This is a genomic window from Streptomyces sp. NPDC087906, from assembly GCF_055584925.1.
Genome location: NZ_JBVJLC010000011.1, coordinates 76,092 through 90,909, shown reverse-complemented (window position 1 = coordinate 90,909; position 14,818 = coordinate 76,092). Strand labels below are relative to the sequence as shown.

General features: G+C 72.6%; 17 protein-coding genes. 6 read left to right on the top strand and 11 right to left on the bottom strand.

Translation table 11 applies throughout. The annotated features are described in order from the left end of the window. Positions 1 to 125 precede the first annotated feature (125 nt). Positions 126 to 890 (top strand): GntR family transcriptional regulator, encoded by a 765-nt coding sequence (locus ACZ63I_RS27445; RefSeq protein ID WP_469341774.1) that lies wholly within the window; start codon positions 126 to 128, stop codon positions 888 to 890. Between the two features lie 76 nt (positions 891 to 966). Here ACZ63I_RS27445 and ACZ63I_RS27440 read toward each other — a convergent pair whose 3' ends face one another. Beyond that, positions 967 to 2,124: an ROK family transcriptional regulator gene (locus ACZ63I_RS27440; RefSeq protein WP_469341772.1), complete on the bottom strand. Its 1,158-nt coding sequence runs from the start codon at positions 2,122 to 2,124 to the stop codon at positions 967 to 969. 117 nt (positions 2,125 to 2,241) lie between these two features. Between ACZ63I_RS27440 and ACZ63I_RS27435 the strand changes: the two genes are divergently transcribed. Further along, a complete protein-coding gene (locus ACZ63I_RS27435) occupies positions 2,242 to 2,682 on the top strand; it encodes a nitroreductase family deazaflavin-dependent oxidoreductase (protein WP_469341771.1) in 441 nt (146 codons plus the stop codon). A gap of 171 nt (positions 2,683 to 2,853) precedes the next feature. Here the strand turns inward: ACZ63I_RS27435 and ACZ63I_RS27430 are convergent, their stop codons facing one another. After that, on the bottom strand, positions 2,854 to 3,504 hold the full coding sequence (locus ACZ63I_RS27430; RefSeq protein WP_469341769.1) for a response regulator transcription factor: 651 nt from the start codon (positions 3,502 to 3,504) through the stop codon (positions 2,854 to 2,856). Next, complete coding sequence (locus ACZ63I_RS27425; RefSeq protein ID WP_469341768.1) at positions 3,501 to 4,697, bottom strand: sensor histidine kinase; 1,197 nt, start codon at positions 4,695 to 4,697, stop codon at positions 3,501 to 3,503. The genes ACZ63I_RS27430 and ACZ63I_RS27425 overlap by 4 nt, the downstream gene beginning before the upstream one ends. 107 nt (positions 4,698 to 4,804) lie before the next feature. Between ACZ63I_RS27425 and ACZ63I_RS27420 the strand changes: the two genes are divergently transcribed. From ACZ63I_RS27420 to ACZ63I_RS27405, 4 genes are all read left to right on the top strand, one after another. Beyond that, positions 4,805 to 5,737 carry an ATP-binding cassette domain-containing protein gene (locus tag ACZ63I_RS27420; RefSeq protein WP_469341767.1) on the top strand — a complete coding sequence of 311 codons (933 nt, stop codon included), beginning with the start codon at positions 4,805 to 4,807 and terminating at the stop codon, positions 5,735 to 5,737. Positions 5,738 to 5,740: 3 nt separating this feature from the next. Further along, positions 5,741 to 6,487, top strand: a complete 747-nt coding sequence (locus tag ACZ63I_RS27415; RefSeq protein WP_469341766.1) for an ABC transporter permease — start codon at positions 5,741 to 5,743, stop codon at positions 6,485 to 6,487. A gap of 40 nt (positions 6,488 to 6,527) precedes the next feature. Continuing rightward, positions 6,528 to 6,965: a hypothetical protein gene (locus ACZ63I_RS27410; RefSeq protein WP_469341765.1), complete on the top strand. Its 438-nt coding sequence runs from the start codon at positions 6,528 to 6,530 to the stop codon at positions 6,963 to 6,965. A 219-nt stretch (positions 6,966 to 7,184) separates the two neighbouring features. Further along, entirely contained in the window at positions 7,185 to 7,730 is a 546-nt protein-coding gene (locus ACZ63I_RS27405) for a hypothetical protein (RefSeq protein ID WP_469341764.1), read from the top strand. Positions 7,731 to 7,842: 112 nt separating this feature from the next. On the opposite strand, the gene mug is transcribed toward ACZ63I_RS27405, so the two are convergent. The 8 genes from mug to bioD all read right to left on the bottom strand — a co-directional run bounded on the left by mug (position 7,843) and on the right by bioD (position 14,818). Beyond that, entirely contained in the window at positions 7,843 to 8,400 is a 558-nt protein-coding gene (gene mug, locus ACZ63I_RS27400) for a G/U mismatch-specific DNA glycosylase (protein WP_469341762.1), read from the bottom strand. A gap of 1 nt (position 8,401) precedes the next feature. Continuing rightward, entirely contained in the window at positions 8,402 to 9,841 is a 1,440-nt protein-coding gene (gene purB, locus ACZ63I_RS27395; RefSeq protein ID WP_469341760.1) for an adenylosuccinate lyase, read from the bottom strand. 45 nt (positions 9,842 to 9,886) lie between these two features. Then, positions 9,887 to 10,687 (bottom strand): SGNH/GDSL hydrolase family protein, encoded by an 801-nt coding sequence (locus ACZ63I_RS27390; RefSeq protein WP_469341758.1) that lies wholly within the window; start codon positions 10,685 to 10,687, stop codon positions 9,887 to 9,889. 35 nt (positions 10,688 to 10,722) lie between these two features. After that, a complete protein-coding gene (locus ACZ63I_RS27385; RefSeq protein WP_469341757.1) occupies positions 10,723 to 11,736 on the bottom strand; it encodes a hemolysin family protein in 1,014 nt (337 codons plus the stop codon). Next, positions 11,733 to 13,109, bottom strand: coding sequence for a hemolysin family protein (locus ACZ63I_RS27380; protein ID WP_469341755.1), 1,377 nt, complete (start codon positions 13,107 to 13,109; stop codon positions 11,733 to 11,735). Before ACZ63I_RS27380 ends, ACZ63I_RS27385 begins: the two co-directional genes overlap by 4 nt. A 145-nt stretch (positions 13,110 to 13,254) precedes the next feature. Then, the gene (locus tag ACZ63I_RS27375; protein ID WP_469341754.1) at positions 13,255 to 13,677 is read right to left on the bottom strand and encodes a GNAT family N-acetyltransferase; all 423 of its coding nucleotides are present in this window, start codon (positions 13,675 to 13,677) and stop codon (positions 13,255 to 13,257) included. A gap of 63 nt (positions 13,678 to 13,740) precedes the next feature. After that, on the bottom strand, positions 13,741 to 14,088 hold the full coding sequence (locus ACZ63I_RS27370; protein WP_469341752.1) for a VOC family protein: 348 nt from the start codon (positions 14,086 to 14,088) through the stop codon (positions 13,741 to 13,743). 10 nt (positions 14,089 to 14,098) lie between these two features. Beyond that, complete coding sequence (gene bioD / locus ACZ63I_RS27365) at positions 14,099 to 14,818, bottom strand: dethiobiotin synthase (RefSeq protein WP_469341751.1); 720 nt, start codon at positions 14,816 to 14,818, stop codon at positions 14,099 to 14,101.

The following is a 14,818-nucleotide window of genomic DNA, read 5'->3' as shown; positions in this document are numbered from 1 at the left end:
ACGGCCGGGGGATTGGTCTTGACCAAAGGGTTGCACCGCCCTATCGTCATTAGTTAGTGCAGGAACCTTTAATAAACAAGGGCACGGAAAACCCGCCGGGGACACGGCGATTGCGGAGGATCAGGGTGGGGACCACGCAGCTCGAAACGGTGCCGGAGCCGAAGTACTGGCATCTCAAGACCGTGCTCGCAGAAGCGCTCGACACCGACTTCGCCGTGGGGGAGGTGCTGCCCAACGAGCGCGAGCTGGCCGCCAGGTTCGGCGTGGCGCGCGCCACCCTCAGGCAGGCGCTGGAACAGCTCGAACTGGAAGGCCGGCTCCAGCGCAGGCGCGGTGTGGGGACCACCGTCGCCCCGCCGCGCGTCGGTGTGGACGTCTCCACCGCCCAGCACGAATGGCCCGGCGCCGATCAGGACGCCTGGCAGCCCATCGGCTGTGTGACGGAGCCCGCGCCGATCGCCGTGGCCAAGCTGCTCGACTCGCCGTCCGGCGAAGAGGTCCATGTCGTACGGCGCATCCGGGTGACCCACGGCCAGTCCGTGGCTGCCGAGTTGCTGTACGTACCCGCCTCGTCCGTGCCCGGCCTGTCCGCCATAGACACCCCGTCCGGACCCGCCAGGGCCCGTGCCGTGCTGCGGGAGTTGCAGCATCTGGGGCTCGAAGGCCAGGATCGCGCCGTCGAACTCGGCTCCGCGCGCGCCGACGACGCCAGGGAACTCGACCGGCTGCCCGGTGCGCCCGTCCTCGTCGTCACCACGCGCTACATCGCCGAGGGCCGCACGGCCGCCGTGTCGATGGCCACCTACCGCGCCGACACCTGCCGGCTCACCTTCGGCGACTCGGGCGACCTGCAGATCACCGACCAGCCCCCGGAGCGCCAGGCGTCCTGATCCGCTGCGGGGCGGTCACCACGCCCCTCAACCGCCTTGCTCCACCACCATGTTGCTCCACACGGCCCGTCCGCGCTCAGCGGCGGGCCGTCACCGTTCCCTCCACGGCGAAGAGCTGCTCCTCGACATGGTCGAGGGCCAGCCGCAACGCACCGGTCGCCACCGCGGCCTCGCCGAGCAGCGAGAGCGTCACCCGCGGTGGCCGCAGACAGTAACGCGACAACTCGCCGCGCAGCGGCTCCAGTACGCCGTCGAGACCGGCCGCCCAGCCGCCGATCACGACCAGTTCGGGATCGAGCGCGAGCACCAGCGCCGCCACGTCGTGCACCAGCCGCTGGATGAACCGCTCCATGGCCTCCTGCGCCCGCTCGTCGCCCTGCTTGGCCAGGGCGAAGACCTTGGCCACCGCATGCTCGTCCAGCGGGTGCAGCGGCTCGTCCGTCGTCGACAGCAGTGTCTCCGGTGTGGCCTCACGGCCCAGCAGATGCAGGGCGCCGATCTCACCGGCCGCGCCGCCGAAACCCCGGTGCAGCCGTCCGCCGATCAGCGCGCCCGCGCCAGGGCTCAGCCCGGCCAGGACGAAGACGATGTCGTCGGAGTCGGTGGCCGCGCCCTTCCACTGCTCGGCCACGGCCGCCGCGTTCGCGTCGTTCTCCACCAGGACCGGACACCGGAACGAGCGGCGCAGCCGCTCGCCGAGCGCGAGCCCGGTCCACTGCGGCAGCGCCGTACCGAGCCGTACGGTCCCGTCCGCCTCCACGATGCCCGGACTGCCCACCCCGACCGCCCGCAGTGAGCTGCGGGCCACCCCGGCCCGCCGCAGCACATCGGCGACCACCGCCCTGACCCGGTCGAGCCGTTCGTCGGCGCAGGCCGTCTCCGTCACCTCGCGCGACCCGGCGCCGATGATCCGGCCGTCAAGACCCGACAGCAGGGCGGCGACCCGGTGCGGACCGATCTCGATACCGAGCAGATGCCCCGCCTCGGCCCGGAAGCGGAACCGGCGCGCCGGCCGCCCCTGCTTGCGGGTCTCGCCCTCTTCCGGCGCCGTCTCGACGACGAGCCCCGCCTCGATGAGCCCTTCGATCACCCCTTCGACCGTGGGCCTGGACAGCCCGGTGATCCGGGTCAGATCCGTCAGCGTGGGGGAGTCGGCGCCGCGCAGGGCGTGCAGCACGACGGCGGAGTTGATCCTCCGCAGCAGGGAAGGGTCTCCGCCGGTCAACCGCCCCACGGTGTGCCCTCCCAGCTCGTACAGGTGTGTCCGGATGCTACTCGTTGGTTGCGTACCGGGCGAGTGCCGATGGAGGGTAGGCGAATATCAACCGTCGAACGATCCGGAGGATCACGCATGCCGCAGGACGAAGAGCCCGTTGTCAGCCCCTCCGACTGGGTCGCGCAGCAGGCCACGCTCTACGCCGATTCGGACGGGGCCGAGGGCGGCGACTTCCAGGGCTCGCCGTGCCTGCTGCTCGACTACCGGGGGCGGCGGACCGGTCAGTGGCGCCGTACGGTCCTCATCTACGGCCGTGACGGCGAGGACTACCTGATCGTCGCCTCCAAGGGCGGCGCCGACGAACACCCGCTCTGGTACGTGAACTTGGCGGCCGAGCCCGACGTACGGCTGCAAGTCGGCGCCGAGCGGTTCGCCGCACACGCCGAGACGCTGTCCGCCGACGAGAAGGCGCGGGTATGGCCGAGCCTGGTCGACGTCTACCCGCCGTACGCCGACTACCAGCTCAAGACCGAACGGGACATCCCCGTGGTCCGGCTGCGCCGCACGGCCGGCTGAGCACCGCCACCGAGCACCGCCACCGAGCACCGCCACCGAGCACCGCCACCGAGCGCTGCCACCGAGCACCGCCACCGAGCGCTGCCACCGAGCGTTGCCACCGAGCGCTGCCACTGAGCACCGCCACCGCACACCGCACACCGCGACCGAGCAGCGGCACACCCCGGGCGGTCAGCGCGGCGCGACGAACCCCGATTCGTACGCCGCGATGACCGCCTGGGTCCGGTCCCGGGCCCCCAACTTCCCCAGCACCGCGCTCACATGGGACTTCACCGTCTCGGCGCCCACCACCAGCCGCCCGGCGATCTCCCCGTTCGTCAGCCCCTGGGCCATCAGCCGCAGCACCTCCGCCTCCCGGCCCGTCAGCCCGGCGGCGGCCAGCTCCCTGCGCGCCTCGGCGTTGCCGTACTCCGCGGCGAGTGAGCGCACAGCGGCCGGGAACAGCAGCGAGTCGCCCGCCGCGATCAGCCGCACGGCGTGGACGATCTCGGCCGGGCGGGCCCGCTTGAGCAGAAAGCCGTCGGCGCCCGCCCGCAGCGCGCGGTAGACGTACTCGTCGTTCTCGAAGGTCGTGACGACCAGGATCTTCGGCGGCGGCGACACCGTCCGCAGGACCGCCCTCGTCGCCTCGATCCCGTCCATCAGCGGCATCCGCACGTCCATCGCCACCACGTCCGGACGCAGGCTCCGCACCAGCGGGATCACGGCGGCGCCGTCCGCCGCCTCGCCGACCACGGCGATGTCGGGCTGCGCCTCCAGCACGGCGCGCAGCCCCGCCCGGACAAGCGGCTCGTCGTCCACGAGCAGCACGCTCACCGTCATGCCCGTACCCCCGCCCGGCCGTCCAGCGGCAGCATCGCGCTCACCCGCCACTCCCCGCCCCGCAGCCCCGTCCGCGCCTCGCCGCCGAGCAGCGCCGCCCGCTCCTTGATCCCCCGCAGCCCGCCGCCGTCCGCCAGCACCGGACCGTGGGCCGCCGCACCCGCGAACGGGTTGGTGACCTCGATACCGAGCCCCGCCCCCGTCACATCGACACACACCCGCACCGGCGCCGCCCCCGCCGCGTGCCGCAGTACGTTCGTCAGCGCCTCCTGGAGGATCCGGTAGCCCTCACGGGAGACCGGCGCGGGCACCCGCTCCAGCGGCCCGGTGACGGTGGCCTCCACCAGCGCCCCCGAGGCGCGCGCCGAGTCCAGCAGCCGGCCGGCGTCGACGAGCGTGGGCCGCTGCGAGGCGGGCCGCGCCGACTCCCGCAGTACGAGGAGCACCCGCTCCAGATCCTCCAGGGCCGCGCGGCCCGTCTCCTCGATCGTGCCGAGCGCGCGGTCGGTGAACGCGGCGTCGCCCGCCGCCCTGGCCGCCCCCGCCTGGAGCACGGCGACGGTGAGGGCGTGGCCGATCGAGTCGTGCAGCTCACGGGCGATCCTGGTGCGTTCGAGCAACTGCTCCGTACGCTCCTCCAGCGCCGCCAGCCGCTCGGCGGGCGAAGGACCGAGCAGCCGCCGCGCGACCGCGGCGGCCAGCCGCCCGATCGCCACCACCCCGACGGCGGCGACGGCGAGCGGCACGGGCGCGAGCACCGCGCACCACAGCCGCGGCGCCGTCCCCGACAGAGCGGGAAACGTCGGCGGCGCGTGCCCGGCGGCCCTGACCAGCAGATCGACACCGAGCAGCGGCAGCCAGACGGTGCACCCCAGCATCAGCACCGACAGCACCGAACGCGCCTCCAGCCACAGCACCGTCCGCCACCGGTCGGCCCAGGTCGCCGAGGCCCCGGCGGCGATGACCGGGTCAGGACCGCTCCGCTCACGCGGCGTGAGCAGGAGCTGCGCCTGCACGCCCTCCGCCAGCCGCATCCCCGGCAGCAGCCCGATCGGTACGAGGAACAGCAGCGGGAGGTACGGATGCCGGGGGTCGACGAACATCCAGACCGCGAGGAGCGCGAGCGGGATGCACAGATGCAGGACGCGGGTGTACGTCACCGTGCGGGCCAGCGGTCCCAGGAGTCGGCGCATGCCGCCATCGTGCCAGTGGCCGCGCCGCCGGAGCCTCCCCCGGCCGGGGGAGAAGCCGGCCACCTGCGGGGGAGGGCACGGTCCTGCGCGACGGCCAGGCTGAGGCCATGACCAGTATCGACATCCAGCACCTCACCAAGGAGTACGGGGCGACCCGCGCCGTCGACCGGCTCACGTTCCGGGTCGCACCCGGCCGGGTCACCGGCTTCCTCGGCCCCAACGGCGCGGGAAAGTCCACCACCATGCGGCTGGTCCTCGGCCTCGACCGGCCGACGTCCGGGAGCGCCACCGTCGGCGGGCAGAGTTACGTACGGCTCGCCGAACCGCTGCGCGAGGTCGGGTCGCTGCTGGACGCGGGAGCCGCCATGGGCGCGCGCACCGCACGCGCGCACCTCCAGATACTCGCGGCGAGCAACCGCATCCCCGCCCGGCGGGTGGAGGACGTGCTCGAAGAGGTGGGCATCGCGTCCGTCGCCGGGCGCCGCGTCAGGACGTACTCGCTCGGGATGCGCCAGCGGCTGGGCATGGCGGCGGCGCTGCTCGGCGACCCGCCGGTGCTGATGCTGGACGAGCCGTCCAACGGCCTCGACGCCGAAGGCATGCGCTGGATCAGGGAGTTGCTGCGCCGGTTGGCCGACGAGGGCAGAACGGTCCTGGTCGCCAGCCACCTCATGAACGAGACGGCGTCCTACGCCGACCACCTCGTGGTCCTCGGACGCGGCAGACTCCTCGCCGACACCCCGCTGCGGGAGTTCATCGACGCACGCGTGCGCCCGCGCGTCAGACTGCGCACCACCGAGGGGGTCCGGCTGCGCACCCTCCTGCGCGCGAAGGGCTTCGCGCCCGTCGAGGACGCCGACGGCGGCTGGACCGTCGAGGGCGCCCGGGTGGTGGAGATCGGGCCGCTCGCCGCCCGCGCGGGCATCCCCATCCTGCAACTCGCCGACGAGGTCGGCACGCTGGAACAGGCGTATCTGCAACTCACCGAGGACGCCGCGCAGTACACGTCCACCACCGCCCCGCACCCCCAGGAGGTCTGAGCCATGTCGCTCCCCGCGGCGGCCCACGCCGAATGGATCAAGGTCCGCTCCCTGCGTTCCCTGCCCGGCTCGCTGGCCGGCGGCTTCCTGGTGACGACGGTCTTCTCCCTCCTCATCTGCGGCACGCTCGGTCCCGACGACACCGCGAGCGCCGACTTCGACCCGCTGCTCTCCTCGTACTCCGGCCTGAACTTCGGCCAGCTCGCCGCCATCGTGTTCGGCGCCGCCGCCATGGCGTCCGAGTACCGGGGCGGCACGATCCAGGTCTCTTTGGCCGCCGTGCCGGACCGACGCGCCTTCTACGCCGCGAAGCTGGCGGTCGTCGCCGTCCTCGCGTGCGCCGTCGGGCTCGTCACCGGCCTGGTCTGCTTCACCGGCGGACAGGCCCTGATCGGCGAGCAGTTCGGCATCGGCATCGGCGACCAGGCGGCGCCGCGCGCGATCCTCGGCTGCGGCCTCTACTTCGCCTGCGTCTCGCTGCTGGCGGCGGGCGTCGCCGCGCTGCTGCGCAGCGTGGCAGGGACGCTGAGTCTGCTCGTGCCGGTGTTCCTGCTGCTGCCCTTCGTGCTCGGGGACGTGTCGGGCAACGGAAAGGCGGCGGACTTCTTTCCCGCGCAGGCGGGCCGGCGGATGCTCGTGCTGGACCCGTCGGGAACACCCGGCGCCTGGACGGGACTTGCCGTGCTGATCGGCTGGACGGCCGCCGCCGTACTGGCGGGCGGACTCGCGCTGCGCCGCCGCGACGCCTGACGGGGAGCCAACTGTCGGCGCGGCCGGGTTTACTGGACACATGGACATCGCCCGGCAACTCGCCCTCGTGGAGCTGCTGCGCACCCGGGAGTTCCCCGCGGAGCGCGGCAGCTCAGGGACGGTCACCGGCGGCCCCGGCTACCATCTGGCCGCGCTGAGCAGCAGCGAGGAGTTCTGGGAGGACGACGGCAGCGGCAGCGGGCCTGCGGCCGAGCAGTACGAAGCGCTCTGCGAGGCGCTGGCAGGGCGCCTGGACGCGCGCTGGGGCCCCGCACAGCGGTTCAGCCTGTGGAGCATGCGGGCCAGGGGCATGGCGGGCGAGGAGCTGCCCGAGCCCTGGTACGAGCTGAGCGCGGCGGTGGAGTCGCTGTGGATCTGGCGGACGCAGGACCGCTGGACGGCGATAGGGGTGGCCCGGTGGGGCGCGGAACAGCCGTACCAACTGATGGCCCTCATAACGGAAACGGACCCGCCGTAGCCTAGAAATACGTCCCGACCTGCGACAACGTGCCTTCCTGACAAGCGACTTGACGCACGGACGGTGCCCCTTCGGCTGATTGGAACGTTCAAAACCCTTGACGGGCTTCTCGCCCAGGAGTCACGATCTTCTGGTCACCGTGTCGCGCGTGCGCGTCGCGGTGCGTCGCGGTCCCCCCATGTCCTGCCGTGATCCGCCCCAGGAAAGGCCGGTATCCCCGTGTCCCCCCACTCCCTCCGGCGCCGCACAGGCGCGCTCCTCGCGGCGCTCGGCGTCGCTGCCCTGTCCCTCACGATGGGCGCAGGCTCGGCCCAGGCAGCCGCTCCGGCCGCGCCGTCGGCCGCCGCCGCACCGGCCGACGCGGGCAGCGCCTTCGTCACCTTCACCAACAACAACGACGGCGGGGTGTACACCTGCGAGGTCACCATGCCCTCCGGCATCGGTTACCCCCCGACCCAGCCCCACCAGCTCTCCTGGCGGTCGGTCATCGTGTGCGGCGTCGTCGTGCGCATGTACGGGGTCAGCGCCTCGTACGTCTGGGGCAGCGACATCGCGTACTACCCCGGCAGCACCTACGACATCACCGGCACCATCGCCGAGACGGTCGGCCGCGTGAACGTGCCCCCGGGCGCGTGGGGCCTGAACAGCAACGTCATCATCTTCACCCCGGCCGGCTACACGGCGACGCCGGGCGCCGGCTGCGCGACCGTGGCCGCCGACCAGACGAAGTGCACCGCCACCGCGGGACCGATCGCGGTCAGCTAACGCCGGACACCGGCCCGAGCCGGACACGTCCCGAACGGGCCCGTCCCGACCGGGACACGTCCCGAACCGGACACGTAGCGCCGTCGCCGTCCCGCCCCACGGGCGGCCGGCGCTACGTGCCCGCCGGTCCCTCGGCCGCCTCCGCCGCCGCGCGCAGCCGGCCGAACTCCTCCGCCATCGTCTGCGCCGTCCAGTGCGCGTTGAGCCCGCTCGGGTTCGGCAGCGCCCACACCCGGGTCGCGCCGATCGTCCGCTCCTGCGGGCCTATCCGGGCCTTCCTGTCGGCGAAGGCCACCCGGTACGCCGTGACCCCGACCACCGCGAGCCAGCGCGGCCGCAGCCGCTCCACCTTGGCCGTCAGGATCTCGCCGCCCGCGCGGAACTCCTCGTCGCCCAACTCGTCCGCGCGCGCCGTGGCCCGCGCCACGACGTTGGTGATGCCCAGCCGGTGGGTCAGCAGCTCCTGCTCCTCGGCCGGCTTCAACTGGCGCGGTGTGAAGCCGGAAAGATGCAGCACCGGCCAGAACCGGTTGCCGGGGCGGGCGAAGTGATGGCCCGTCGCCGCCGACATCAGGCCCGGGTTGATGCCGCAGAACAGCACACGCAGCCCCGGCCCGGCCACATCGGGCACGAGCCGGTCGCGGGCCGCTTCCAGTTCTTCGGGGCGCATCTCAGAGGATCGATCCGGGCGTGTACCCGGCGGCCTCCGGACGCTGCTTCACGATCTCCTCGATCCGGGCGACCACCGCGCCGATCTGGTCCTCCGCGGCGCCTGTGAACGACAGCTTGTCCGCCATCAGCGCGTCCAGCCGGGCGCGGTCCAGCGGGATCCGGTCGTCGGCCGCCAGCCGGTCGAGGAGTTCGTTGCGCTCGGCGCCCCGCTCCCGCATGGCCAGCGCCGACGCCACCGCGTGCTCCTTGATGACCTCGTGCGCCGCCTCCCGGCCGACGCCCTCGCGTACGGCCGCCATCAGCACCTTCGTCGTCGCCAGGAACGGCAGGTAGCGGTCCAGTTCACGCGCCACCACGGCGGGGAACGCGCCGAACTCGTCCAGCACGGTCAGGAACGTCTCCAGCAGCCCGTCGAGGGCGAAGAACGCGTCGGGCAGCGCCACCCTGCGCACCACCGAGCACGAGACGTCGCCCTCGTTCCACTGGTCGCCCGCCAGCTCGCCGGTCATCGACGCGTAGCCGCGCAGGATCACCATCAGCCCGTTGACCCGCTCGCAGGACCGGGTGTTCATCTTGTGCGGCATCGCGGACGAGCCGACCTGGCCCGGCTTGAAGCCCTCGGTGACCAGTTCGTGCCCGGCCATCAGCCGGATCGTCTTCGCCACCGACGACGGCGCGGCGGCGAGCTGCACCAGCGCGGTCACCACGTCGTAGTCGAGCGAGCGGGGGTAGACCTGGCCCACCGAGGTGAAGGCGTGCGCGAAGCCCAGATGCCCGGCGATCCGGCCCTCCAGGTCGGCCAGCTTCGCCGCGTCGCCGCCCAGCAGGTCCAGCATGTCCTGCGACGTGCCGACCGGGCCCTTGATCCCGCGCAGCGGGTAGCGCTCCAGCAGGTCATCGAGCCGCCCGTACGCCACCAGCAGCTCGTCGGCCGCCGTCGCGAACCGCTTGCCGAGCGTCGTGGCCTGCGCCGCCACGTTGTGCGAACGGCCGGCGATCACCAGCGGCCCGTACTCTCCGGCCAGCTTGCCCAGCCGGGCCAGCACCGCGACCGTGCGGTCCCGCATGAGTTCGAGCGACAGCCGGATCTGGAGCTGCTCGACGTTCTCGGTGAGATCCCGCGACGTCATGCCCTTGTGCACCTGCTCATGGCCGGCGAGGGCGTTGAACTCCTCGATCCGGGCCTTCACATCGTGCCGGGTGACCTTCTCGCGCTCCGCGATCGACGCCAGGTCGACCTGCTCGACCACCCGCTCGTAGTCGGCGACGGCCGTCTCCGGCACCTCGATCCCGAGGTCCCGCTGCGCGCGCAGCACGGCCAGCCACAGCCGGCGCTCCAGCTTCACCTTGTGCTCGGGGGACCACAGCACAGCCAGCTCCACCGAGGCGTAGCGGCCGGCAAGGACATTGGGGATACGGGGCTTCGACACGGGAGTCACGTGAGCGGATTCTACTGGGGCCCGGCCGGGGACCGCGCCACGGTCCTACCGGGTCCCGTCGGCGGACTCGGGCGCGTACGGCTGGTAAGGCAGCAGCTCAGGGCGTTTGGGCAGCCTGCCGTCACCCGTCGAGCGCCCGGTCAGCCTGCGCACCACCCACGGCCCGAGATACTGCCGGGCGAACCGCACGTCGCTGCCGCGCCGCATCAGCCAGCGGGCCGGCGCGGCGGGCGGCAGCGCGGCGCGCCAGTCGTGCTCGGCGTCGAGGCCGAGCCCCTGCCAGACCGCCTCGGCGATACGCCGGTGGCCCTCGGCGGTCGGATGCAGCCGGTCCACGTCCCACAGCCGCTGGTCACCGAGGACGTCCCCGCCGTAGAGGTCGACGACCAGCGCGTCGTGCCGCTCCGCCAGCTCGTCGATGTACGTGAACAGCTCCTCCATGCGCGGCCGGATCCGCTCCATCACCGGACCGTTCCTGCCGGGGCTGCGCATCAGCACGAGCTGCTTGCAGGACGGCGCGAGCCGCTCGACGGCCTCTTCGAGCAGCCCGCGCACCCGCCCCATGTCGACCTTGGGCCGCAGGGTGTCGTTGAGCCCGCCGACCAGCGTCACCAGGTCAGGAGTCATCGCGGCGGCGACGTCCACCTGCTCGTCCACGATCTGCCCGATGAGCTTGCCGCGCACGGCGAGATTCGCGTACCGGAAGCCGGGGGTACGGGCCGCCAGCCGGCCGGCGAGCAGATCGGCCCAGCCCCGGTACGTACCGTCGGGCAGCAGGTCGGACATGCCTTCGGTGAAGGAGTCCCCGACAGCGACGAAACTGGTGTAGTTGGCATTCATCTCCATGGCGGGCCTGATCCTACCGCGCGGTAGGACCCGGCTCAGGCATGGCGCCCCACCAGTTCGCGCAGCACGTCCTCCATGGTCACCATGCCTTCGAGCTTGCCGTCGGCGTCCAGCACCGCGGCCAGGTGCGTACGGCTGCGGCGCATCGCCGTCAGCACGTCGTCCATCGGTGTCTCGTCCTTCACCCGGGCGATCGCGCGCATCCCCGTGACCGGGAACGGCACGTCGCGCGGCATCGCGTCGAGCGCGTCCTTCACATGGAGATAGCCCAGGATCCGCCGCGACGGGTCGACCACGGGGAAGCGCGAGAAACCGGACGTGGCGGCCATCGCCTCCAGCTCCTCCGGGGTCACCCCCACCTCGGCCGTCACGACCCGCTCCAGCGGCAGCACCACGTCGCGCACCGGCCGGCGGCCCAGCTCCAGCGCGTCGTGCAGCCGCTCGGTCGCCCGGTCGTCGAGCAGTCCCGCATGGCCCGCGTCGGTGACCAGCCGGGCCAGCTCGTCGTCGGAGAACGTCGCCGACACCTCGCTCTTGGCCTCCACCCGCAGCAGCTTCAGCAGGGTGTTGGCGAAGGCGTTGACGGTGAAGATCACCGGCCGCAGCGCCCGCGACAGGCCCACCAGGGGCGGCCCGAGCAGCAGCGCCGTACGGACGGGCCCCGCCAGGGCGACGTTCTTCGGCACCATCTCGCCCAGCAGCATGTGCAGATACGTCGCCAGGACCAGCGCGATCACGAACGAGATCGGATGGACGAGGCCGTGCGGCACGCCGACACCGTTGAAGACCGGCTCCAGCAGATGGGCGATGGCGGGCTCGGCGACGATGCCCAGCACCAGCGTGCACAGCGTGATGCCGAGCTGGGCTGCGGCGAGCAGGGCCGACACATGCTCAAGGCCCCAGATCACGCTGCGCGCCCTGCGGTCGCCGTTCTCGGCAGCCGGTTCGATCTGGCTGCGGCGCACGGAGATCAGGGAGAACTCGGCCCCGACGAAGAAGGCGTTCACGACGAGCGTGAGCAGACCGATGATGAGCTGGATCGCGGTCATCGTCCGGCCTCCTCTTCCGTGTCGTCAGCATCCGTACCGCTGTCGGCATCCGTATCGCTGTCGGCGCCCGGCAGCGCGCCGTGCAGGGTCAGCCGGGCCGCGCGGCGGCCCGAGGCGTCGGTGACTTCCAGCCGCCAGCCGCCGACGCCGACCTCGTCGCCCTCGGCGGGGATCCGGCCCAGCTCGGCCGCGACGAAACCGGCCAGCGTCTCGTACGGACCCTCCGGCACCCGCAGCCCGATCTTCTCCAACTGGTCGGCGCGAGCGGCACCGTCCGCCGACCACAGCGGCCGGCCCTCGGCGTCCTCACCGACCGGGGCCAGGTCCGGGGTCTCGTGCGGGTCGTGCTCGTCGCGCACCTCGCCGACGACCTCCTCGACGATGTCCTCCAGCGTCACCACCCCGGCCGTGCCGCCGTACTCGTCGATGACGACCGCCATCGTGGAGCGTCCGGAGAGCCGGTCGAGCAGCTTGTCCACCGTCAGCGTCTCCGGGACGAGCAGCGGCTCCCGCAGCAGCTCCCTGACGGGGTGCCGGACCCTGCGCTCGGCCGGTACCGCCAGGACGTCCTTGATGTGCGCGATACCGACGACCGTGTCCAGATTGCCGCGGTAGACGGGGAAGCGGGACAGGCCGGTGGCCCGGGTCGCGTTGGCGACGTCCTCGGCCGTGGCCTGCACGTCGAGCGCCATGACCTGGACGCGCGGCGTCATCACGTTCTCCGTGGTGAGCGCGGCCAGGCTCAGGGTCCGTACGAACAGCTCGGCGGTGTCCGCCTCCAGCGCGCCCTCCTTCGCCGAGTGCCGGGCCAGCGCGACCAGTTCCTGCGGCGAGCGGGCGGAGGCCAGCTCCTCGGTCGGCTCAAGACCCATCGCGCGCACGATGCGGTTCGCTGTGTTGTTGAGATGCGCGATGAACGGGCGGAAGACGGCGGTGAAGTGCCGCTGCGGTGTGGCGACGACCTTGGCGACGGCCAGCGGGGACGAGATCGCCCAGTTCTTCGGTACCAGCTCGCCGACGACCATCAGCACGACGGTCGACAGGGCCGTACCGATGACGAGCGCGACCGAGGACGCCACGGACTCCGAGAGGCCGATGGCCTCGATCGGACCCCGGATCAGCTTGGAGACGGACGGCTCGGCGAGCATACCGACGACCAGATTGGTGACGGTGATGCCGAGCTGCGCCCCGGAGAGCTGGAAGGTGAGGCTCTGCACGGCCTTCAGCGCCCCGGCGGCGCCCCGTTCACCGCGCTCGGCGGCCCGTTCCAGATCACCCCGTTCGACGGTGGTGAGCGAGAACTCGGCGGCGACGAACGCTCCGCAGAGCAGCGCGAGCAGCACGGCCAGGATGAGCAGCAGCACTTCGGTCATCGGTTCACCTCCGTCACATGATCGGTCAGCGGGCGGAGGGCTGCGCGGTGTCTGCTGATACTGGGAGGCTCGCCCATGAGCGGACGTTCACACCTTTCGGTTGTACGGAACAACGAACCCTCATGGTAAAGGATCGGCAAAGTGGCTACCGCAGGGGCTTCACCCAGCGCCGCCAATGATCCTCGCGGTGGTACCCGGCGGACGCCCAGGCCCGCCGCGCCCGCGTGTTGTCCTCCAGCACCATCGCGTCCACCCGCCGCCCGCCGATGGCCGCGAACCGCTGCTCGGCGGCGTCCAGCAGAGCCGTGGCGACACCCCGCCTGCGCTGCTCCGGATGGACGGCCAGCCGGTAGGCGGAGCACCGCCACCCGTCGAACCCGGCGATGACCGTCCCCACGAGCCGGCCGTCGCGCTCGGCGAGCAGCAGGGCCTCGGGGTCGCGCGAGATGAGCCGGGTCATCCCGTCGTGGTCGTCACTGATGCTGGTGCCCTCGGCGGCCAGCCGCCAGAAGGACAGTACGGCGTCGATGTCGGCGAGTCCGGCGCAGCGGATCTGGAGGTCACCCATGCCCCGAGCCAAGCAGAGCGGCCACCGCCGGGGCGAGCCGATTTCGGCGCAGGTCCGGCCAGGTCAGGCCGGGGTCACGAAGCAGAACTCGTTGCCCTCCGGATCGCGCAGCACCTGGAAGCTGCCCGCCGTGTCGGACACGATCCCACCGACCCGCTCGGCCCCGAGCCCGACCGCCTCGGCCGTGGCGGCGGGGATGTCGTCGGCCAGCAGGTCCAGATGGAGCCGGTTCTTGACGGTCTTGCCCTCCGGAACCCGCTGGAAGGCGATCCGGCTGAACTCCGGCGGGTCGATGTAGGCCCAGTCGGCACTCCGCTCAGCCGGCTCACCACCGAGCAGCCCGGCCCAGAACCGAGCCAGCTCCGCCGGCTTCCCGCAGTCGAAGACGATCTCGTCGATACGTGCGCGCATGCGGAGCAGCCTATGGGGCGGTGAACTCCGCGCCGAACGCCGCCGCGTCCCACTCGCCGGCCAGTTCCGGGGCGAGCCAGTGCGGCGCCTCCGTGCGGAAGCGGTTCGGGGGGAGGGTTCCCGCGCCCGCCGGGATCGCGCCCAGGAGTGGGGTGCCCGTCATGTCCGGGAGGTCCGCCAGGTTGCAGCGGGCCGCGAGGTCCGGGGCGGTCGGCCAACTGCCGATGACCACGCCGAGCGGGCGCACGTCACGGGCGCGCAGGGCCTCGGTCGTCAGGGCCGTGGCGTTGAGGGTGCCCAGGCCGGCGGGGGCCACGACCAGGGCGGGTGCGCCCAGCAGCCGTGCCGCGTCCGCCAGGGTGCCGCCGTGGGCGTCGAAGCGTACGAGCAGGCCGCCCGCGCCCTCGACCAGCACCAGGTCGTGCTCGGCGGCCAGCTTCTCCGCGGCGACGGCCACCTCGTCGGGCCGTACCGGTGTCAGGCCCGCGCGCCGGGCGGCGGTCGCCGGTGCCAACGGCTCGGGGAAGCGGGCCAGTTCGAGCGGTGTGACAGGACCGGCCAGCCGGGCCGCCTCCGCAGCGTCGCCGGGTTCGCCGGGCGCCAGACCCGTCTGGGCCGGTTTCAGTACGGCGACGGTCCGGCCCCGCGCGAGCGCGGCGGCCGCCAGTGCCGCCGTGACGACGGTCTTGCCGATCTCCGTCCCGGTGCCCGTGACGATGAGAATGGTCAT

Excerpts from the sequence above, each read along its gene's own strand:
- ACZ63I_RS27435 (WP_469341771.1), top strand. The coding sequence starts at position 2,242 with ATGCCGCAGGACGAAGAGCCCGTTGTCAGCCCCTCCGACTGGGTCGCG.
- ACZ63I_RS27430 (WP_469341769.1), bottom strand. The coding sequence starts at position 3,504 with ATGACGGTGAGCGTGCTGCTCGTGGACGACGAGCCGCTTGTCCGGGCG.
- ACZ63I_RS27425 (WP_469341768.1), bottom strand. The coding sequence starts at position 4,697 with ATGCGCCGACTCCTGGGACCGCTGGCCCGCACGGTGACGTACACCCGC.
- ACZ63I_RS27420 (WP_469341767.1), top strand. The coding sequence starts at position 4,805 with ATGACCAGTATCGACATCCAGCACCTCACCAAGGAGTACGGGGCGACC.
- ACZ63I_RS27415 (WP_469341766.1), top strand. The coding sequence starts at position 5,741 with ATGTCGCTCCCCGCGGCGGCCCACGCCGAATGGATCAAGGTCCGCTCC.
- ACZ63I_RS27410 (WP_469341765.1), top strand. The coding sequence starts at position 6,528 with ATGGACATCGCCCGGCAACTCGCCCTCGTGGAGCTGCTGCGCACCCGG.
- mug (WP_469341762.1), bottom strand. The coding sequence starts at position 8,400 with ATGCGCCCCGAAGAACTGGAAGCGGCCCGCGACCGGCTCGTGCCCGAT.
- ACZ63I_RS27390 (WP_469341758.1), bottom strand. The coding sequence starts at position 10,687 with ATGGAGATGAATGCCAACTACACCAGTTTCGTCGCTGTCGGGGACTCC.
- ACZ63I_RS27385 (WP_469341757.1), bottom strand. The coding sequence starts at position 11,736 with ATGACCGCGATCCAGCTCATCATCGGTCTGCTCACGCTCGTCGTGAAC.
- ACZ63I_RS27380 (WP_469341755.1), bottom strand. The coding sequence starts at position 13,109 with ATGACCGAAGTGCTGCTGCTCATCCTGGCCGTGCTGCTCGCGCTGCTC.
- ACZ63I_RS27375 (WP_469341754.1), bottom strand. The coding sequence starts at position 13,677 with ATGGGTGACCTCCAGATCCGCTGCGCCGGACTCGCCGACATCGACGCC.
- ACZ63I_RS27370 (WP_469341752.1), bottom strand. The coding sequence starts at position 14,088 with ATGCGCGCACGTATCGACGAGATCGTCTTCGACTGCGGGAAGCCGGCG.
- bioD (WP_469341751.1), bottom strand. The coding sequence starts at position 14,818 with ATGACCATTCTCATCGTCACGGGCACCGGGACGGAGATCGGCAAGACC.